The 19663-nt window shown below is 64.6% G+C and carries 14 protein-coding genes; 11 read left to right on the top strand and 3 right to left on the bottom strand.

The annotated features are described in order from the left end of the window. The first annotated feature begins 4 nt into the window (after nt 1-4). The 6 genes from carA (at nt 5) to recJ (ending at nt 7993) form a co-directional block, all read left to right on the top strand. Nucleotides 5-1138 carry a glutamine-hydrolyzing carbamoyl-phosphate synthase small subunit gene (carA, locus tag XpruCFBP8353_RS16680; RefSeq protein ID WP_101364191.1) on the top strand — a complete coding sequence of 378 codons (1134 nt, stop codon included), beginning with the start codon at nt 5-7 and terminating at the stop codon, nt 1136-1138. After that, entirely contained in the window at nt 1135-1491 is a 357-nt protein-coding gene (locus XpruCFBP8353_RS16675) for a hypothetical protein (RefSeq protein ID WP_101364190.1), read from the top strand. The genes carA and XpruCFBP8353_RS16675 overlap by 4 nt, the downstream gene beginning before the upstream one ends. 113 nt (nt 1492-1604) lie before the next feature. Next, complete coding sequence (carB, locus tag XpruCFBP8353_RS16670) at nt 1605-4847, top strand: carbamoyl-phosphate synthase large subunit (protein ID WP_101364189.1); 3243 nt, start codon at nt 1605-1607, stop codon at nt 4845-4847. A gap of 8 nt (nt 4848-4855) precedes the next feature. Beyond that, nucleotides 4856-5320: a transcription elongation factor GreA gene (gene greA, locus XpruCFBP8353_RS16665; RefSeq protein ID WP_010367104.1), complete on the top strand. Its 465-nt coding sequence runs from the start codon at nt 4856-4858 to the stop codon at nt 5318-5320. 16 nt (nt 5321-5336) lie between these two features. Beyond that, on the top strand, nt 5337-6257 hold the full coding sequence (locus XpruCFBP8353_RS16660) for a phosphoglycerate mutase (protein ID WP_101364188.1): 921 nt from the start codon (nt 5337-5339) through the stop codon (nt 6255-6257). Beyond that, entirely contained in the window at nt 6254-7993 is a 1740-nt protein-coding gene (gene recJ / locus XpruCFBP8353_RS16655; RefSeq protein WP_101364187.1) for a single-stranded-DNA-specific exonuclease RecJ, read from the top strand. The genes XpruCFBP8353_RS16660 and recJ overlap by 4 nt, the downstream gene beginning before the upstream one ends. A gap of 296 nt (nt 7994-8289) precedes the next feature. Here recJ and XpruCFBP8353_RS16645 read toward each other — a convergent pair whose 3' ends face one another. Then, entirely contained in the window at nt 8290-9327 is a 1038-nt protein-coding gene (locus XpruCFBP8353_RS16645; RefSeq protein WP_101364245.1) for a DUF1176 domain-containing protein, read from the bottom strand. A gap of 99 nt (nt 9328-9426) precedes the next feature. Further along, nucleotides 9427-10641, bottom strand: coding sequence for an acyltransferase family protein (locus XpruCFBP8353_RS16640; RefSeq protein WP_101364185.1), 1215 nt, complete (start codon nt 10639-10641; stop codon nt 9427-9429). 159 nt (nt 10642-10800) lie between these two features. Between XpruCFBP8353_RS16640 and XpruCFBP8353_RS16635 the strand changes: the two genes are divergently transcribed. From XpruCFBP8353_RS16635 to XpruCFBP8353_RS16610, 5 genes are all read left to right on the top strand, one after another. Continuing rightward, nucleotides 10801-11748, top strand: a complete 948-nt coding sequence (locus XpruCFBP8353_RS16635) for a LytTR family DNA-binding domain-containing protein (RefSeq protein WP_101364184.1) — start codon at nt 10801-10803, stop codon at nt 11746-11748. A 241-nt stretch (nt 11749-11989) separates the two neighbouring features. Further along, nucleotides 11990-13115, top strand: a protein-coding gene (prfB, locus tag XpruCFBP8353_RS16630) for a peptide chain release factor 2 (protein WP_101364183.1) whose coding sequence is annotated in 2 segments (ribosomal slippage) — nt 11990-12064 and nt 12066-13115 — 1125 coding nt in all. Because the reading frame shifts where the segments join, the coding sequence is not laid out codon by codon here. Nucleotides 13116-13319: 204 nt separating this feature from the next. After that, the gene (gene lysS, locus XpruCFBP8353_RS16625) at nt 13320-14837 is read left to right on the top strand and encodes a lysine--tRNA ligase (protein ID WP_101364182.1); all 1518 of its coding nucleotides are present in this window, start codon (nt 13320-13322) and stop codon (nt 14835-14837) included. Between the two features lie 141 nt (nt 14838-14978). Then, nucleotides 14979-16115 carry an HD-GYP domain-containing protein gene (locus XpruCFBP8353_RS16620; RefSeq protein ID WP_101364181.1) on the top strand — a complete coding sequence of 379 codons (1137 nt, stop codon included), beginning with the start codon at nt 14979-14981 and terminating at the stop codon, nt 16113-16115. A 367-nt stretch (nt 16116-16482) separates the two neighbouring features. Beyond that, a complete protein-coding gene (locus XpruCFBP8353_RS16610) occupies nt 16483-18663 on the top strand; it encodes an ATP-binding protein (protein ID WP_101364179.1) in 2181 nt (726 codons plus the stop codon). Nucleotides 18664-18674: 11 nt separating this feature from the next. Here the strand turns inward: XpruCFBP8353_RS16610 and XpruCFBP8353_RS16605 are convergent, their stop codons facing one another. Next, nucleotides 18675-19544, bottom strand: coding sequence for a crotonase/enoyl-CoA hydratase family protein (locus XpruCFBP8353_RS16605; RefSeq protein ID WP_101364178.1), 870 nt, complete (start codon nt 19542-19544; stop codon nt 18675-18677). Nucleotides 19545-19663: the final 119 nt, after the last annotated feature.

The following is a 19663-nucleotide window of genomic DNA, read 5'->3' as shown; positions in this document are numbered from 1 at the left end:
CCACGTGACCCAACCCGCAATCCTTGTCCTCGAAGACGGCACCGTGTTCGAGGGCGAATCCGTAGGCGCCAACGGGCTTTCCGTCGGCGAAGTGGTGTTCAACACCGCCATGACCGGTTACCAGGAAGTCCTGACCGATCCCTCCTACGCCCGCCAGATGGTCACGCTGACCTATCCGCATATCGGCAACACGGGCTTTACCGACCAGGACGACGAGGCCCGCAAGATCTGGGCCGCCGGCCTGATCGTGCGCGACGTGCCGCGCCGCCCCAGCAACTGGCGTAGCCAGGTGGCCTTGCCGGAGTGGCTGCAGGCCCGCGGTGTGGTGGCCATCTCCGGCATCGACACCCGCAAGTTGACCCGCCTGCTGCGGCAGAAGGGCGCCCAGAACGGTGCGCTGATGGCCGGCGAGATCGACGTCGAAAAAGCGCTGGAAGCTGCACGCAAGTTTCCCGGCCTGAAAGGCATGGATCTGGCCAAGGTGGTCTCGACCGAGAGCACTTACAGCTGGCAGGAAGGCTCGTTGGATCTCAATTCCGACACCTTCGTGCGCGCCGAGCTGAAGCACAAGGTTGTCGCTTACGATTACGGCGTCAAGCTCAACATCCTGCGCATGCTGGCCGACCGTGGTTGCGACGTCACCGTGGTGCCGGCGCAGACCCCGGTGGCCGAGGTGTTGGCGATGCAGCCGGACGGCGTGTTTCTGTCCAATGGCCCGGGCGACCCGGAGCCTTGCGATTACGCGATCGGTGCGATCAAGGAACTGATCGCGCAGAAGGTGCCGACCTTCGGTATCTGCCTGGGCCATCAGTTGCTGGCGCTGGCCGCCGGTGCCAAGACGCTGAAGATGGCCACTGGCCATCACGGTGCCAACCACCCGGTGCAGGATCTGGACGGCGGCCGGGTGATGATCACCTCGCAGAACCACGGGTTTGCAGTGGATGAACGCACCTTGCCGTCCAATGTGCGGGTGACCCACCGTTCGCTGTTCGATGGCACCAATCAGGGCATCGCGCTGACCGACGCACCGGCGTTTTCGTTCCAGGGCCACCCGGAAGCCTCGCCAGGCCCGCGCGATGTGGGGCCGTTGTTCGATCGGTTCGTGGAGTTGATGGCCAAGGATGCCAAGCGCGCATGAGCGCTCGTTTGATGGGTGTGCTGATCGTGCTGGTGGGGGTTGCCCTGACTTACTGGGGCGTCTGGATGCCGCTGGAGCAGGCACGCGCCGGTGCCGAGTCGATCACGCTGCACGGCGGCATGAAGCTGGCCTTGATGGTGCCGATGTGCTTCGTTTTCGGTGTCGGCTATGTGGCTGGCGGGGAATCCTTTCACCATCGCATGCAGAACACCGACCCGGACAAGGCGCGTCGCTGGGGCAAGACCTCCGCGATCGGCTGGCTGCTGATCCTGGGTAGCCTTGCCGCGTCCTTCGGACTGTATCAATGGCTTCAGCACACCCTGCACGGCCTCGGCTATGGATCTGCCGGATGAACCGGCTTTCGACTCCGCTGAGTCGATGCACTATCACGCCGCGTCGCGATGCGATCGCCGCGGCCACTCTTCCGCACTTGCGGCTCGCCGCATGTTCCTAATCGAGTAAAGAAATGCCAAAGCGCACCGACCTAAAAACCATTCTGATCATCGGCGCCGGCCCGATCGTCATCGGCCAGGCCTGCGAGTTCGACTACTCGGGCGCGCAGGCATGCAAAGCGCTGCGCGACGAGGGCTACCGCGTGGTGCTGGTCAACAGCAATCCGGCCACGATCATGACCGACCCGGACATGGCCGATGCGGTGTATATCGAGCCGATCAACTGGCAGACGGTCGAAAAGATCATCGCCAAGGAAAAGCCCGATGCCTTGCTGCCGACCATGGGCGGACAGACCGCGCTGAACTGCGCGCTGGATCTGGCCGACCACGGCGTGCTGGAGAAGCACAACGTCGAGCTGATCGGTGCCAAGCGCGAAGCCATCCGCATGGCCGAAGACCGCGAGCTGTTCCGCGTGGCGATGGGCGAGATCGGCCTGGATTGCCCGAAGGCCGCGGTTGCCCACACGCTGGAAGAAGCGCTGGAGATCCAGACCCGCGTCGGCTACCCGACCATCATCCGCCCCAGCTTCACCCTGGGCGGTAGCGGTGGCGGCATCGCCTACAACCGCGAAGAGCTGATCGACATTGTCGGCCGCGGCCTGGAACTGTCGCCGACCACCGAAGTACTGGTGGAAGAATCGGTGCTGGGCTGGAAAGAATTCGAGATGGAAGTGGTGCGCGACACCGCCGACAACTGCATCATCGTGTGCGCGATCGAAAACCTCGACCCGATGGGCGTGCACACCGGCGACTCGATCACCGTGGCGCCGGCGCAGACGCTCACCGACAAGGAATATCAGCGCCTGCGCGATGCCTCGATCGCGGTGCTGCGCAAGATCGGTGTGGACACGGGCGGCTCGAACGTGCAGTTCGGCATCAGCCCGACCACTGGCCGCGTCGTCGTCATCGAAATGAATCCGCGCGTGTCGCGTTCCTCGGCGCTGGCGTCCAAGGCCACTGGCTTCCCGATCGCCAAGGTCGCCGCCAAGTTGGCGGTGGGCTACACGCTGGACGAATTGAAGAACGAAATCACCGGCGGTCTGACCCCGGCCTCGTTCGAGCCGTCGATCGACTATGTGGTCACCAAGATTCCGCGCTTTGCGTTCGAGAAATTCCCGCAGGCCGATGCGCGTCTGACCACGCAGATGAAGTCGGTGGGCGAGGTGATGGCAATGGGCCGCACCTTCCAGGAATCGCTGCAGAAAGCGCTGCGCGGCCTGGAAACCGGCAAGATCGGCCTGGACCCCACCGGTCTGGACCTGAGCAGCGAAGACGACATCGCCGCGCTCAAGCGCGAGCTCAAGGCACCGGGCCCGGAGCGGTTGTTCTATGTGGCCGACGCCTTCCGCGCCGGCATGACGGTGGCCGATGTGTACGCGCTGTCCTTCATCGATCCCTGGTTCCTGGACCAGATCGAAGAAATCATCAGCCACGAACAGCAACTGGCCGATGACGGCATGGCCGCGCTGGATGCACCGCGCCTGCGCATGCTCAAGCGCGCTGGTTTCTCGGATGCGCGTCTGGCCGAGCTGATCGGCAGCAACGAAGAATCGGTGCGCACGTTGCGCCGTGCGCTGAAGGTGCGCCCGGTCTACAAGCGCGTGGATTCGTGCGCTGCCGAATTCGCCACCAGCACCGCCTACATGTATTCGACCTACGAGGACGAATGCGAAGCGCTGCCGACCGATCGCGACAAGATCATGATTCTTGGCGGTGGCCCCAACCGCATCGGTCAGGGCATCGAATTCGATTACTGCTGCGTGCACGCGGCGCTGGCGCTGCGCGATGATGGTTTCGAAACCATCATGGTCAACTGCAACCCGGAAACCGTCTCCACCGATTACGACACCTCCGACCGTCTGTATTTCGAGCCGCTGACGCTGGAAGACGTGCTGGAAATCGTCGAGCTGGAAAAACCCAAGGGCGTGATCGTGCAGTACGGCGGCCAGACCCCGCTGAAGCTGGCGCGTGCGCTGGAAGCCAACGGTGTGCCGGTGATCGGCACCTCGCCGGATTCGATCGACCTGGCCGAAGACCGCGAACGTTTCCAGCAGCTGGTCGACAAGCTGGGCCTGAAGCAGCCGCCCAATCGCATTGCCCGCAATGCCGAAGAAGCCTTGGTGCTGGCGCGCGAAATCGGCTACCCGCTGGTGGTGCGTCCGAGCTATGTGCTGGGCGGACGCGCGATGGAAATCGTGTACGGCGAATCCGATCTGGCGCGCTACGTGCGCGATGCGGTGAAGGTCTCCAACGATTCGCCGGTGCTGCTGGACCGCTTCCTCGACAACGCGGTGGAAGTGGACGTGGACATCATTGCCGACAAGGACGGCAACGTGCTGATCGGCGGGGTGATGGAACACATCGAAGAAGCCGGTGTGCATTCGGGCGATTCGTCGTGCTCGCTGCCGCCGTATTCGCTCTCGCCGCAGACCCAGGCCGAGCTGCGTCGCCAGGTGGTGATGCTGGCCGAAGGTTTGAACGTGGTCGGCCTGATGAACACTCAGTTTGCGGTGCAGGTCAACGAGGCTGGTGACGACATCGTGTATCTGCTGGAAGTGAACCCGCGTGCCTCGCGCACGGTGCCGTTCGTGTCCAAGGCGATCGGTCTGCCGCTGGCCAAGATTGCCGCACGGTGCATGGCCGGCAAGACGCTGGCCGAGCAGGGTGCCACCAAGGAAATCGTGCCGGACTACTACTCAGTGAAGGAAGCAATCTTCCCATTCGCCAAGTTCCAGGGCGTGGACCCGATCCTCGGGCCGGAGATGCGCTCCACCGGTGAAGTGATGGGTGTGGGCCGCAGCTTCAGCGCCGCGTTCGCGCGCGCGCAGGAAGCCGGCGGCATCAAGGCGCCGCCGCTGGGCAAGGCATTCGTATCGGTGCGTGACCCGGACAAGCAGCGCGTGCTGCCGGTGGCGCAGGCGCTGGTGGAACGCGGCTTCACGCTGGTGGCCACGCGCGGCACCGGTGCCTGGCTGCAGCAGAACGGGCTGAGCTGCGAGATCGTCAACAAGGTGGCCGAAGGCCGTCCGCACATCGTCGATTCGATCAAGAACGGCGAGATCGTCTACATCGTCAACACCACTGAAGGTCGCGCTGCCATTTCGGACTCGTTCTCGATCCGCCGCGAAGCGCTGCAGCATCGCGTGACCTATTCGACTACTGTCGCTGGCGCCAAGGCGCTGGTGCATTCGCTGGAATTCCGCGGCACCGGCCCTGTGTGGTCGCTGCAGGAACTGCACAAGGAGCTGGAAGCATGAGAGCACCCATGACATCGAAGGGCGCGCTGCGCCTGCGCGAAGAACTGGAACAGCTGAAGTCGGTCAAGCGCCCGGAGGTGATCAATGCGATCGCCGAAGCGCGTGCGCATGGCGACCTGAAGGAGAACGCCGAGTATCACGCCGCGCGCGAGCAGCAGAGCTTCATCGAAGGCCGTATCAAGCAGCTGGAAGGCGAGCTCTCGCACGCCGAGATCATCGACATCACCAAGTTGTCGGCCGGCAACAAGATCGTGTTCGGTGCCACGGTGACGTTGGCAGATACCGAGACCGACGAAGAGAAGCGCTACCAGATCGTTGGCGATCTGGAAGCGGACATCAAGATGGGCCTGATCGCGATCTCTTCGCCGCTGGCGCGTGCGCTGATCGGCAAGCTGGAAGGCGATTCGGTCACCATCGATGCGCCGGCCGGTCAGCGCGAGTACGAAGTCGTCAGCGTCGCCTACCTGGACTGACCGGCATTACCGCGCGATGACCACCGCCACGCTGTTGCTGCCGGAAAAACGCCGTCTGCCCGGAACCCTGTGCGACACCGTGGTGGCGCGTGCGCTTGCGCGCGCCGAGCAGCACACCGCCGATGCGGGTGAGGTGGCGCAATTGCAGCGCCATTTCAGCCTGACGCCGTCGCATTGGCCGGTGGCCGCGTTGACCCGCCAGTTGGATGCCGGCGATGCCGCCGGGGCCACCTGGGTGCGTGCCGATCCGGCCTATGTGGTGCCGGACATGCAGGGCGCGCGGTTGATGGGCTACGGCGAGGCGCTTGGCCCCACCGCCGAGGATCTGGCGGTGCTGCTGCCGATCCTCAAGCCGATGTTCGGTGATGCGGGATTTCTGCTGGATGCGCCCACGCCATCGCGTTGGTATCTGCGCTTGTCGCCGGATGCGAAATTGCCGGACTTTGCGCCGCCGGATGTCGCGATCGGCGACGACCTGTTCGAGCATCTGCCGGCCGGCGACAGCGGCCGCCGCTGGCGCGCCTTGCTGACCGAAGCGCAGGTGCTGTTGCATCAGCATCCCTGGAACGAAGGTCGCGTGGCCAGCGGCAAGCCGGCGATCAATTCCTTGTGGTTCTGGGGTGGCGGCGTGCTGCCGCATGCGGTGACTTCGCCGCATCGTCAGGTGCGCAGCCGCGAGTCGCTGCTGCGTGCGTTGGCGCTGGCGGCAGGCGCCGATGCGCAGGGCGAACAACGCGTGGACGCGCTGGTGGATCTGCGCCATCTGCGTTCCCTGCAGCAGTTCAGCGACGATGCGGTGGCGCCGCTGCTGGCGGCGATGGCGCGGGGCGAATTGGATCGGTTGGTCTTGGATTTTCAGGACGGCGAAAGCGTATCGCTCACGCATGCGCAGCGTTGGCGTTTCTGGCGCAAGCCGCGGGTACAGCTGGCGCAATGACCTCGAGTCCGCGGATCGTCCGGCGCCCCTCCGGGCAGGCCGGTAGTTGGCCCGAGACCATGTTGCCGCTGCTGCGCCGCATCTATGCCGCGCGCGGTGTCACCGACGCACAAGGCGCACAGCCGCGACTGGGCCAGTTGTTGTCTCCGGAGCTGCTGCACAACAGCGGCGTCGCTGCCGAGCTGCTGGCCGACGCGATTGCACAGCAGCGGCGCATTCTGGTGGTGGGCGATTTCGATTGCGATGGCGCAACCGCATGCGCGGTGGGTGTGCGCGGCCTACGCATGCTCGGTGCGCTGGATATCCATCACGCCGTGCCCAATCGCATGGTGCATGGCTATGGCCTGTCGCCTGCCCTGGTCGACGAGCTGGCGGCGCTGCAGCCGGATGTGCTGGTCACCGTCGATCACGGCATTGCCTGCCATGCCGGTGTCGCCGCAGCCAAGGCGCGCGGCTGGACAGTACTGGTCACCGACCACCATTTACCTGGCGAGGTGTTACCGCCCGCCGATGCGATCGTCGACCCGAACCTGGCCGAAGACACGTTCCCCAGCAAGACCCTGGCCGGGGTCGGTGTGATTTTTTACGTGTTGTTGGCGCTGCGGAAAGTGTTACGCGCACGCGGTGCCTTTGCCGAGCGCGCCGAGCCGGATCTGTCGGTGCTGCTGGATCTGGTCGCGGTCGGCACCGTCGCCGATCTGGTGCCGCTGGACACCAATAATCGTGCGCTGGTGTCGGCCGGCCTGCGGCGCCTGCGCGAGGGGAAGGGCTGCATCGGTTTGCGCGCCTTGATCGATGCCAGCGGCCGCGATGTGGCGCGACTGAGCGCCAGCGATATTGGATTTGCGCTCGGGCCGCGTCTCAATGCGGCCGGTCGGCTCGAGGACATGGCGCTGGGCATCGAACTGCTGCTCAGCGAGGATTGGAACCGCGCACGCGAGATCGCAGGCACGCTGGAAGAGATCAACGCCGAGCGCCGCGCGGTGCAGCAGTTGATGACCGACGATGCCGAGCAAGCCGTTACCAAAGTCGTGCTGGACGCGGACGGCGCATTGCCGATTGCCGCATGCCTGTTCGATGCCGAATGGCACCCAGGCGTCATCGGTCTGGTGGCGTCCAAACTCAAAGACCGCCTGCATCGTCCGGTGGTCGCGCTGGCACCGGCCGAGCCGGGCAGCAGCCAGTTGCGTGGCTCGGTGCGTTCGATTCCTGGCCTGCATATCCGCGACGTGCTGGCGGCAGTGGATGCGCGGCATCCCGGGCTGATCCAGAAGTTCGGTGGCCATGCGATGGCAGCCGGGTTGAGCATCGATCACGCCGCGCTGGCCGCGTTCGAGCAGGCCTTCCAGTCGCAGGTGACGGCGATGGTGGACGCTTCGCTGCTGCATGCCGAATTGCACAGCGACGGCGAACTGGCCGCGCACGAACTCGATCACGTGCATGCCGAAGCGCTGCGTGTGGCAGGGCCGTGGGGGCAGGGCTTTCCCGAGCCGCTGTTCGATGGTCAGTTCGAAGTGCTGCAGTACCGCGTGCTCAAGGAACGCCACCTTAAATTGACACTGCGTTGCGCTGGCCGCACGGAGCCGCTCAATGCCATTCACTTCAATGGCTGGCGCGGCAGCGAACCCACGCGCTTGGTGCGGTTGGCGTATCGGCTGGTCGCCGACGACTATCGCGGCGGCACGGCGGTGCAGTTGATCGTCGAGCATTGCGAGCCGGCGGCAGTCACCAGCTGATCTGCGGTGTTGGCGCGCTCGCTCCTCAGACGTTGTTATTCAGACAGCGCAAAGGGTATCGCTTGCCCTGACAAGCCCACCATCTCGACCGGACCTTGCCCGCTCACCGTCGCGGGACACGCCGTGAACCCGTCCATGAGTGCTGGTTGGCGGCATCCATGCCGCCAACGGTTCCACTATCGGTGAGGACACCACGCCAGACAGTTCCCTGGCGACCTGATTGAACGCTCTACACACCGACCAACTCGACTGGTCATTTCGCAAGGCAGCGCAGGCGCGCACTGCCTTGGCTTCGATCAAGGCGACGGCTTGACCTCGGTGACCAAGGTCGGCAGCTCCCACGCGCCGCCGGCAGCCACCAACCGGCACAGGCCGGAGGTGGATTTGGAGGTCGGCACAAAACGGCGGCCGTCCCAGGTCCAACTGGCCTGGCTATAGCAATCGCCCAAACCGCGGCCTTTTTGCGACGACAGCAGGGTGGAACCATCGATGTCGCTGGCCTGCGTGGTCACCAGAATTGGCGCGAACGGTGCACGTGCATTGACGACCCAAAACCCGGTGCCGACGTTGTACGCGCCCATCCAGCAATCGGTGGAGACCAGCAGCTTGTCATTGCTGAGCCGGGTGACGGTCAGCGGCTCCTGCGCATCGCCCGCTTGCAGTCCTTTGCATTCCTCATCGGCCGGCAAGCTGGCGCGCAAGGCCTGAAACAGCGCGGGCACTGTGCCAATGCGTGCGTCGCCGGCCTGCGCTGTGGGGAGTTTGACCATACGTACCTGCGGCACCGGCACTGCCGGCAACACCTTGCTCTCGTCGCGATCGCCCTTGCGCACCAACGCGCCGCGTGTGCCCAGCCGGCCCTGGAATTCGTCCATCTTCAGCAGTACCGCCGAGGCACCGCGGTCGGACAGCTGCCAGCGGCGGCCATCGTTACCTACCGCCACAATCGCGCTGCTGCCGCGTAGGGCAGTCAGCAGGGCGGCAACCTGTGCGTCACTCAAGGGCGCAGTGCCCTTGCTGCGATCCAGCGCCAGCTTGCCCAGATCGCGTTGATCGATCCGCAGCGTCAACGACGCCGGCATCTTGATCTCGTCGTACTGGCCAAGCATCAACTCCGCCGTCACTGCCTGCCCGGCGCCGGCCTTGCGGGTCAGTAGCACCGACACCGGCAAGTGCTCGCCTTCATCGGGCTGATATCCAGCGGCGCGGCAAGTGCGGGTGTTGTCGCAGGCGATGGTCCAGTCGTCGTGATCGAAGCTGATGCCGGTCACCGGATCGGCCAAGGCGGCGAGAGGGGCGAGTAAGACGGCGGTAGCGAGCCAGGTAAGGCGCATGTTGGTTCCGAAAGCATAGATACGGCACGCATCTTGCGTTGCCGCCGAGGTGTCGTCCAGTAAACGTGCGTTGGAAAGCAAATGTGCGTTTACTGGTTGTTACGACGCAACCGCTGCACCGCCGGCCTGGCGCGGCACAGCGTGCGTGCGCCCACGCAAGCCGAACAACGGCCGCAGCCAGCGCACCCGCCGGATCACGTACTCATGCAGCGCCAGACAGCCGATCACGGTGGCGGCGATCACCAGCGCTGGTTCCAGCCAGGCGTTCAACTGCAACGGCATCAGCCAATACAGCGCCACGATGATCAGGCTCTGATGCAGGATGTACCAGGGAAACACCGCTTCGGTGCAATACGGCAGCCAGCGGAACGGGCGGTTCAAATGCTGCTTCGCCCAGCCCAGCAGGGTCAATAGCGCCAGCCAGGTGTAAGCGGCGCGTGCGCCGTGTTCCAGTGTTTCCCACGGCAGGGCGGCCAGCACCTGCGGCACCTGCGCGGGCTGCACGTGCATGCCCAGATAGCGGATGCCCAACTCGGTCGTGATGGCCAGCACTGCGCTGACCAAGGTGAGCCAGCGCAATTGCACGGCCAGCTGCCAGAAGCGCGCGTTGCGTGCCAGCAGATAGCCCAATAGAAAAAGCGGGAACGATTCGGCATGCACGAACCAGTCGCCGACCAACGCATGGGTCGGTGGATGGCGCGGCATCATCCACATCACGCAGAACGCCTCCCACAGGATCGGCAGCACCAGCAAGGCCGGCACCACCATCGAAGAGGGAAGCGGCGGGAATGCCGGCAGCCGCAGCAGCTTTGTCAGCGACACCAGCGCCATCAAGGCCACGGTGTAGGGCAGCAGGTACGCCAGATACCACAGGTGATTCCAGGTGATGCCATGTTCCCAGCCATCGAAACTGCCGGCCGGCCACGGACGCACCTGCCAGTAGCGCAGCAGGAAGCTGCCGAAGCCGGTGGCGACCTTGCCGTTGCTGACGCCCTGGCAGTAGGCCTGCACTGCCACCACCACGAACATGCCGAACAGCAACGGCGGCAGCAATCGCCCGCAGCGACGCAATGCGAAGCGCCACGGCGTGGCCTGCGGCTGCGACAAGCCGATCGCGATGCCGGAGATCATGAACAACAACGGCATCCGCCAGCGATTGAGCACGATCATCGGCCACTGCAACCATTCGGCCGTGTGCACGCTCTTGAGGTGGAAATCCCAGTCGGCCACATAGGCCATGCCCACGTGGTAGAGGATCAGCAGGGCGAAAGCGAAGACGCGCAAGGCATCGATATCGTGGCGGCGCTCGGTCATGGTTGGCGGCTGGTGGCGGAGTGGATGCATCCTGCCCAGCGGCCCGCTCCATTGGGAGCAGCAGGGGTGGAAAACCCGGCCCGCAGTGACCAGTCGTGCTCACCCAGGGACGAATAGGGGCGGCAGGGATGGCGGTTTCGCGATGTAGCGCAGGCCTCTATGATCGGCACCTGCCAACCGCGGACGTGTGCAATGCAATCGAGAGGGCCGCGCCCGCCAATCATCCACGACAGAGCCGGCCGCGCTGCCACACGCTGGGCCGTGGTGATCTGGTCGTTGGTGTTCTACCTGAGTGCGCTGGGCAATGTCTGGACTGCCTGGCTTGCCGCGCGCCGCGATGGTCAACCCATCGAGGTGTGGCAGGTGCTGAGCTGGGAACTGAGTAGCGCCACGGCCGCGCTCATGCTGTTGCCGGCAGTGGTGTGGCTCTGCGCACGCTGGCCGCTGCATGCCGATGCCTGGGTGCGACGCTTGCCCGCGTATGTGACCGCTGCACTGGCCTGGTGGCTGCTGCATGTCGCCGGCATGGTCGTGCTGCGCATGCTGGTCTACGCACTGGCCGGCGCGCACTACGATTTCGGTGGCTGGCTGCAGTGGGTCTACGAGCTGTCCAAGGATCTGCGCACCTTTGCGCTGCTGGTGGCGGTACAGCACACACTGGCCTGGTACGCACGGCGCCGTCAGGGCGAGGCGCATCTGCTCGTCGCACCTGACGACGGTCCGCCAGTAGAGCCGCTGGATCGCCCGGAGCGATTTCTGGTGCGCAAGTTGGGGCGCGATTTCCTGGTGGCCACCGCCGATATCGAGTGGATCCAAGCCTCTGGCAATTACGTCAACCTGCATGTGCGCGGTCACGATTACCCGCTGCGCAGCACGATGGCGGCGATCGAGGCCAAACTGGACCCGGCCGTGTTCGTGCGCATCCATCGCAGCTATCTGGTCAATCTGGGCCAGGTGCAAGCGATTGAACCAAGCGATTCAGGCGATGCCCGCGTGCATCTGCGCGATGCCACCGTGCTGCCATGCAGTCGCAGCCACCTGTCCGGCTTGCGTGCGCATGCGGGGCAGGGCGCTGCGGTGCCCAAGACCGACGCATTGATGGCGTAAGCCCGCTGCGACGGCCCCGCCCGTCTGGTCCCGAATGCGTCCTAGCCGCTTTGCACGGTCGGTCGCGGTTGCGGCGACAGCGGTGCGCGATGGTGGAGCGCTTGCGGCGCCTGCGGTCGAGCACGGCAGCCAGGCGCCTGAGCACTAGTAGGTGCTGCAGCGTGCGCGGCCACAGTTTCGTTGCGTTTCGCCGCCGCCGCCCGCTTGCTAAACTAGCCAGCTTGTTTGCCGGAAGTCCGTCATGATCGAAACCAATCCGATCCGCCAGCGCATCACCGATCTCAGCGATCGCGTGCTCTCGCTCAGGGGGTATCTTTGACTACGACGCCAAGAAAGAGCGTCTAGAGGAAGTCAGCCGGGAGCTCGAGAGCCCCGATGTGTGGAACGACGCCGAGCGCGCGCAGGCCCTGGGCCGCGAGCGTTCGCTGCTGGAAAAGACCGTGATCGGCATTGCCGATGTGCTGTCGGGTCTGGCCGATGCGGGCGACCTGCTGGAGCTGGCCGAAAGCGAACAGGACGAAGACACTGCGGTGGCGGTGATCGCCGATCTGGACAAATACCAGGCGCATGTCGAGAAGCTGGAATTCCAGCGCATGTTCTCCGGCCAGATGGACGGTGCCAACGCGTTCGTCGACATCCAGGCCGGTGCCGGCGGCACCGAGGCGCAGGATTGGGCCGAAATCCTGCTGCGCATGTACCTGCGCTGGGCCGAGTCGCGCGGCTGGAAAACCGAGCTGATGGAAGTCTCCGGTGGCGAAGTGGCGGGCATCAAGTCGGCCACCGTGCGCATCGAAGGCGAGTACGCCTACGGCTGGTTGAAGACCGAGATCGGCGTGCACCGGCTGGTGCGCAAATCGCCGTTCGACTCGGATAACCGCCGGCACACCAGCTTCACCTCGGTGTTCGTCTCGCCGGAAGTGGACGACAACATCGAGATCGACATCAACCCGGCCGACCTGCGCACCGACGTGTATCGCTCCTCCGGCGCCGGTGGTCAGCACGTCAACAAGACCGAATCGGCAGTGCGTATCACGCACATTCCGACCAACACCGTGGTCGCCTGCCAGACCGGCCGCAGCCAGCACCAGAACCGCGACAACGCGATGAAGATGCTGGCGGCCAAGTTGTACGAGCTGGAAGTGCAGAAGCGCAACGTCGAGCGCGACGCGCTGGAGGCCACCAAGTCCGACATCGGCTGGGGCAGCCAGATCCGCAACTACGTGCTCGACCAGAGTCGCATCAAGGATCTGCGCACCGGCATCGAACGCAGCGACACGCAGAAAGTGCTGGACGGCGACCTGGACGAATTCGTCGAGGCCAGCCTCAAGGCCGGTCTGGCGGCAGGCTCCAAACGCCTGGATGCCTGACCGCCGCGCCAGGCGGCTGTCGCGACGGCCGCCTGGCGCAGCGCTGCAGTGCCTGTGACGCAGCGGTGGTAATGCGCTGCGGCTCCCGGTGACACGGTTAACGCGTACCTTCGGCACACCGTCATTGTAAAAAGAGCGCCGGCGTCGCCGGTTCCTCATTCCCCAACGGGCATCCGCCCGACCCACAGCAGATCGATTCCCGCCATGACCGAGCAGACCCCCGCGCCGCAGACCCCCGCCGACGAGAACAGCCTCATCGCCGAGCGTCGCGCGAAACTGGGCGCATTGCGCGGCCAGGGCATTGCCTACCCGAACGACTTCGTGCGCGAACACTTCGCTGGCGACCTGCAGGCCGAATTCGCCGATGCCGACACCTGGACACCCGAAGCGCTGGAAGCCAGCGGACGCACCGTCAAGATGGCCGGCCGCCTGATGGCCAAGCGGGTGATGGGCAAGGCCAGCTTCGCGCAGATCCAGGACGAATCCGGGCGTGTGCAGCTATTCCTGCAGGGCAATGTGCTGGGCGATGCCTACACCGCCTTCAAGGGCTGGGATGTCGGCGACATCGTGGCGGTGGAGGGCGGGCTGACCCGCACCAAGACCGGCGAGCTCTCGGTCAAGGCGAGCGCGCTGCGCCTGCTGACCAAGTCGCTGCGCCCGCTGCCGGACAAGTGGCACGGCCTGTCGGACGTGGAGCAGCGCTACCGCCAACGTTACGTCGATCTGATCGTCACTCCGGAAGCGCGCGAAGTCTTCATCAAGCGCTCCAAGATCATTCGCGCCATGCGCGCCTGGCTGGATGCGCGCCGCTTCCTGGAAGTGGAAACGCCGATGATGCATTACATCCCCGGCGGCGCCACCGCCAAGCCGTTCACCACCCACCACAACGCGCTGGATCTGGACCTGTACCTGCGCGTGGCCCCGGAGCTGTACCTCAAGCGGCTGGTGGTCGGGGGACTGGAGCGCGTCTACGAGATCAACCGTAATTTCCGTAACGAGGGCGTGTCGACCCGGCACAACCCCGAATTCACCATGCTCGAGCTCTACGAGGCCTATGCCACGTACCACGAGATCATGGACCTGACCGAGCAGGTGATCCGCGACACCGCGCAGTCGGTGCTGGGCACCACGCAGGTGAGCTGGGACGGGGCCGCCATCGATCTGGCGCCGGCTTTCCGGCGCTGGCGCATGGATGAGGCCGTTCGTCACCACAATCCGGAGATCAGCGCGGCCGATTGCACCGATCGCGAGGCGCTGGCGCGCCATTGCGAGCGGTTGAAGATCCGCACCAAGCCGTCCTATGGCTGGGGCAAGTTGTTGCTGGAAATCTTCGAGGCCACCGCGGAACACACGCTGGTGCAGCCGACCTTCATCACCGACCACCCGGTCGAAGTGTCGCCGCTGGCGCGGTCCAGTGACACCGAGCCGGGCTACACCGACCGCTTCGAGTTGTTCATCAACGGCAAGGAGCTGGCCAATGGCTTCTCCGAGCTCAACGACCCCGAAGACCAGGCCGCGCGCTTCCAGGCGCAGGTGCAGGCCAAGGACGGCGGCGACGACGAAGCGATGCACTACGACGCCGATTACATCCGTGCGTTGGAGTACGGGATGGCGCCGACCGGCGGCCTGGGCATCGGGATCGATCGTCTGGTGATGCTGCTGACCGGCAGCACCTCGATCCGCGATGTCCTGCTGTTCCCGTATATGCGTCCGGAAGCCTGACTTTTTTGCGCTGTCGGTGTGCCGACGGCACAGATACTGCATATGCTAGGGCGGAGCCTCGAACACGGTATTGTTCGGGGGGAGCCGGCGCAGGAGCCGGCGTCATCGCTTTTCCGTTCTCGAGATAGAGGAGCAACGGCTATGCAGGATGTTTTAGGGAGTCCGGGCGGCATGATGTCGACGGATACATGGGGAAGCTGGGCGGAAAAGGCGGATCTGGGATTGAACATCGTCATTGTCGATGACCAGATGTCCGCGCGGACGATGTTGCGTCATGTCATCGAGGACATCGCGCCGGAGCTCAAGGTCTACGACTTCGGCGATCCGCTCGACGCCTTGGCCTGGTGCGAGGCCGGGCGCGTGGATCTGTTGCTGCTCGACTACCGTATGCCCGGGATGGATGGCCTGGAGTTCGCGCGGCGCCTGCGCCGTCTGCCCAGCCACCGCGATATCCCGATCATCCTGATCACCATCGTCGGCGACGAGCCGATCCGCCAGGCGGCGCTTGAAGCCGGCGTGATCGACTTCCTGGTCAAGCCCATCCGACCGCGCGAGCTGCGCGCACGCTGCTCCAACCTGCTGCAGCTGCGTCAGCAGAGCGAGAGCGTCAAACAACGTGCGCTCTCGCTGGAACAACGCCTGCTGGCCAGCATGAACGAGGTCGAAGAGCGCGAACGCGAGACGCTGTCGCGGCTGGCGCGTGCGATCGAATACCGCGATTCTGGCACCAGTGCGTTCCTGGAGCGCATGTCGCACGTGGCCGGCCTGATCGCCGAACAGCTGGGCCTGTCGGAAGAAGAAGTGCGCATCATCGAGATGGCCGCACCGCTGCACGACATGGGCAAGATCGCCATTCCCGATTCGGTGCTGCTCAAGCCGGGCAAGCTCACCGACGACGAAATGAGCGTGATGAAACGTCATCCGCGCATCGGCTACGAATTGCTCAGCGGCAGCCAGAACCGTTTCATCCAGGTCGGCGCCTTGATCGCGCTGCGTCATCACGAACGGTATGACGGCACCGGTTATCCGGATGGCCTGGTCGGCGAGGCGATTCCGCTGGAAGCGCGCATCGTGGCAGTGGCTGACGTGTTCGATGCGCTGCTGTCGCCGCGCCCGTACAAGGAAGCCTGGACCATGGATGCTGCGCTGGCCTACCTGTATGCCCAGCGCGGCCGTCTGTTCGACCCGCGCTGCGTGGATGCGCTATTGCGCGGCCGTGCGCAGCTGGACCAGATCTGTGGCGAGTTCTCCACCGCATCGGCGCGACCCGGGGTGTGAGGTGAGGGTGGCGCCTGGCCAGCTGGGCGATCGCCCCATCGGGCGACCTTACGGCAAGCATGGTCAGGCGTCCGTCGCGCTGCTCTGGAGAACGATCGGCAGCGCGCCGCGCCGCGGCGGTGAGGCCCTACACACGGTCTTGACCCCTGCCACGCTCAGCTTGGGTGCAATGTTGGCGTGGCAAGGTCACCATGGCGCAGCGATTGCACTGCCGGGTGCGTTAACCTGCATTCCTGTGACGTTGTTGCGTACGCTGCACGAGCGAGACCGGGCATCATTTGGCCTGCGTTCGCTGCAGGTATCGACGCTGCGTTGCAGCCACGGAAGGATCCCAACCCATTGACGCGAGCGCGCGTCTGAGGCGTCTATGAAGTCTCCACTGCCATGGTTGAAACAACGTCTGTCAGGGCGGGCGGATACGGAACACGCGCAAAACCTGATCCGTATCATCATCACCACGCTGTTTATTTCGTACCTGGGCTGGCGCTATCAGCACACCCACGGCGACACCTTGATGGCCACCTGGTTGATCCTGGTCGGCGAGCTGGTGGTGTCGCTGGCGCTCATGGTGGCGATCCTGCTACGGCCGCAGGTGTCACACACGCGGCGTCTGATCGGCATGCTGCTCGATTACACCTGCACCGGCGCCATCATGGCAATTCAGGGCGAACCGGCGTCGCCGTTGTACGCGGTGTGCATGTGGGTGACCATCGGCAATGGCTTGCGCTACGGCAGTAACTATCTCCGTGCCGCCACGGCGATGGCCAGCCTGAGTTTTCTCAGTGCCATCCTGATCTCGCCTTACTGGAAGGCCAATCCCTATCTGAGTTGGGGCTTGCTGCTGGGGTTGATCGCGGTGCCGCTGTACTTCGACTCGTTGTTGCGTGCGATGACGCGCGCGGTCCGCGAGGCGCGGCATGCCAACCAGGCCAAAAGCCGATTCCTGGCCAATATGAGTCACGAGTTCCGCACGCCGTTGAACGGGTTGTCGGGCATGACCGAAGTGCTGGCCACCACGCGTCTGGATGCAGAGCAGAAGGAATGCCTGAATACCATCCAGGCCTCGGCGCGCAGCCTGCTGTCGCTGGTGGAGGAAGTGCTCGATATTTCCGCGATCGAGGCGGGCAAGATCCGTATCGATCGCCGCGATTTCTCGCTGCGCGATCTGATCGACTCGGTCAACATGATCCTGCAGCCCCAGGCCAAGGCGCGCGGACTGGATTACGGCACCGACGTTGCCGTCGACGTGCCGGACCTGCTCAAGGGCGACACCGGCCATCTGCGCCAGGTATTGCTCAACTTGCTGGGCAATGCGGTCAAATTCACCGAGCACGGCCATGTGCTGCTGCGGGTCGCGCGCGTCTCGGGCAATGGCAATGAGACGGTGCGGCTACGTTTCGATGTCGAGGACAGCGGCATCGGCGTGCCGATGGACATGCGTCCGCGCTTGTTCGAGGCGTTCGAGCAGGCGGACGTGGGTTTGTCGCGCCGCTATGAAGGCACCGGCCTGGGCACCACGATCGCCAAGGGGCTGGTCGAGGCGATGGGCGGCGTGATTGGCTTTCTACCCAATCCTTCCGGCGGCAGCGTGTTCTGGTTCGAGCTGCAGCTGCAGATCGGCGTACTGGAGAAGGCCGCCCCGACGCGTAAGCCGGTGGGGGCCCTGCTGGAGACTCCCGACGAGCTGGAAGCCTCCAACGTCATTGCCTTCTCCAACCCGTTTCTGCGTCATCGCGCGCGCGTGCGCAGCATGCGCATGCTGGTGGCGGACGACCATGAGGCCAATCGCATGGTGTTGCAGCGATTGCTGGAGAAGGCCGGGCACAGGGTGATGTGCGTCAACGGTGCCGAGCAGGTACTGGACGCGATGGCCGACGAGGACTTCGATGCGGTCATCGTGGATCTACACATGCCAGGCATGAGTGGACTGGACATGCTCAAGCAGCTGCGAGTGATGCAGGCCAGCGGCATGCGCTATGCCCCGGTGGTGGTGCTTAGCGCCGATGTCACACCGGAGGCGATACGCGCGTGCGAGCAGGCCGGTGCGCGTGCGTTTCTGGCCAAGCCCGTGGTGGCGGCCAAGTTGCTCGACACGGTGGCCGAGCTGGCGGTCAGCACCCGTCCACTGGCCACGCCCGCCCCCGTTGCGCAGGCACCGACCAGTTTCGAGGGCGTGCTCGACGCCAGCGTGTTGGACGAACTTGCCGCGTTGGGCATGGGTGAAGGATTCGAACGTCAGTTCATTCGGCAATGTCTGGATGATGCACACAATTGTGTCGGTGCGATCGAACGCGATGGCACCCGCTCGGATTGGGAGCAGCTACGCGAGAGCGCCCACGCATTGCGTGGCGTTGCCAGCAATCTGGGCCTGGCCCAGCTGGCCAGCAGTGGCGGCGAGCTGATGCGCATGGCCGACTGGCAACTGCAGGCCGACTGGCGACAACGGCTGTCGGCGTTACGCGAGCAGCTGCAGGCCGGAAGGGATGCACTCGACGCGCGCCTGCAAGGCGTCAAGGACGACGAGCGCTCCCCCCGGAGTAGTGAATAGCCCGCCGCACATCAGCTGGCGTCGAGCCCGGAGCGACGCGATTGCGCACGGACCAGGCGGTCCATGGTACGCAACGACTTCTCGCCTAACTGCATCGCCGTATCGACCCAGATTTCGGTGATGCGCATCATCTCCTCTAGCGGTACCGCCGTGGTCATTTCGCGCACCTGCTGCATCGCCGCCCAGGCATGTGGTGTGCGCTTGCTTTCGCGGATCACCTGTTCGACTGCGGCGACGCCCTGGCCGCGCGGCACCACGCGATCGATCAATCCCATGCCAAGCAACTCCTCGGCGGAGTACAGATTGCCTTCGAGCATGATCTTTTGCGCCAGTTGCGCACTGACGCGCTGGCACATGAAAGAGTAGGCGCCCATCCCCGGGAACAGGTCGAACAACACTTCGGGCAAGCCCATCATCACGCCTTCCTCGGCGATGATGGTGTGGCAGCTCAACGCCGCTTCGAACCCACCGCCGAGCGCATTGCCCTGCACCAGGGCGATGCTGTGCGCACGCGCGCCGAGGCCGACATGGAATGCATGCACGCCGCGTACACAGCGTTGGGCGTAATCAAGCAGTCGAGCACGGTCGCCTTCGCGAATGAGCTGGCAGAACAAGGCCAGATCGCCGCCCAGGTTGAACACGTCACTGTCGGACGCCAGTACCACGTGCGGTGCCAGCACGCCGGCGTTGGTCAGGCGCTGCCCCAAGTTGGTCTGATAGCCGGTAATGTCGTCGACCAGGCGCGTCGAAAAGCAGGCGCGCCCCGGGTTGGCGGCGAGGTCGGCATGCATATGGATCCAGTACACGTCACGCTGCGGTTCTTCAATGATGCGGAGGCTCGAGCCAATGTTGGTGCGAATGAAGGGTTGAACTGCAGACATGGTGGTTCTCCGTGATGACCGTCCGGCCGGCCGCCTTTCGGACGGAGATGAGGTTGAACGCGTGAGCGTGCGCCGACCCTGGATTCTATGCGTGTAAAAGCGAACGCCCGCAAGGCCTT

It is taken from the genome of Xanthomonas prunicola (assembly GCF_002846205.1).
GTDB classification, from domain to species: Bacteria; Pseudomonadota; Gammaproteobacteria; order Xanthomonadales; family Xanthomonadaceae; genus Xanthomonas; species Xanthomonas prunicola.
The sequence above is the reverse complement of the archived record's forward strand: the minus strand, read 5'-3'. Positions and strand labels throughout refer to the sequence as shown.

What these genes read in the sequence shown, in the direction of transcription:
- XpruCFBP8353_RS16675 (WP_101364190.1), top strand. Translation starts at nt 1,135, where the DNA reads ATGAGCGCTCGTTTGATGGGTGTGCTGATCGTGCTGGTGGGGGTTGCC.
- carB (WP_101364189.1), top strand. Translation starts at nt 1,605, where the DNA reads ATGCCAAAGCGCACCGACCTAAAAACCATTCTGATCATCGGCGCCGGC.
- greA (WP_010367104.1), top strand. Translation starts at nt 4,856, where the DNA reads ATGACATCGAAGGGCGCGCTGCGCCTGCGCGAAGAACTGGAACAGCTG.
- XpruCFBP8353_RS16660 (WP_101364188.1), top strand. Translation starts at nt 5,337, where the DNA reads ATGACCACCGCCACGCTGTTGCTGCCGGAAAAACGCCGTCTGCCCGGA.
- recJ (WP_101364187.1), top strand. Translation starts at nt 6,254, where the DNA reads ATGACCTCGAGTCCGCGGATCGTCCGGCGCCCCTCCGGGCAGGCCGGT.
- XpruCFBP8353_RS16645 (WP_101364245.1), bottom strand. Translation starts at nt 9,327, where the DNA reads ATGCGCCTTACCTGGCTCGCTACCGCCGTCTTACTCGCCCCTCTCGCC.
- XpruCFBP8353_RS16640 (WP_101364185.1), bottom strand. Translation starts at nt 10,641, where the DNA reads ATGACCGAGCGCCGCCACGATATCGATGCCTTGCGCGTCTTCGCTTTC.
- XpruCFBP8353_RS16635 (WP_101364184.1), top strand. Translation starts at nt 10,801, where the DNA reads ATGATCGGCACCTGCCAACCGCGGACGTGTGCAATGCAATCGAGAGGG.
- lysS (WP_101364182.1), top strand. Translation starts at nt 13,320, where the DNA reads ATGACCGAGCAGACCCCCGCGCCGCAGACCCCCGCCGACGAGAACAGC.
- XpruCFBP8353_RS16620 (WP_101364181.1), top strand. Translation starts at nt 14,979, where the DNA reads ATGCAGGATGTTTTAGGGAGTCCGGGCGGCATGATGTCGACGGATACA.
- XpruCFBP8353_RS16610 (WP_101364179.1), top strand. Translation starts at nt 16,483, where the DNA reads ATGAAGTCTCCACTGCCATGGTTGAAACAACGTCTGTCAGGGCGGGCG.
- XpruCFBP8353_RS16605 (WP_101364178.1), bottom strand. Translation starts at nt 19,544, where the DNA reads ATGTCTGCAGTTCAACCCTTCATTCGCACCAACATTGGCTCGAGCCTC.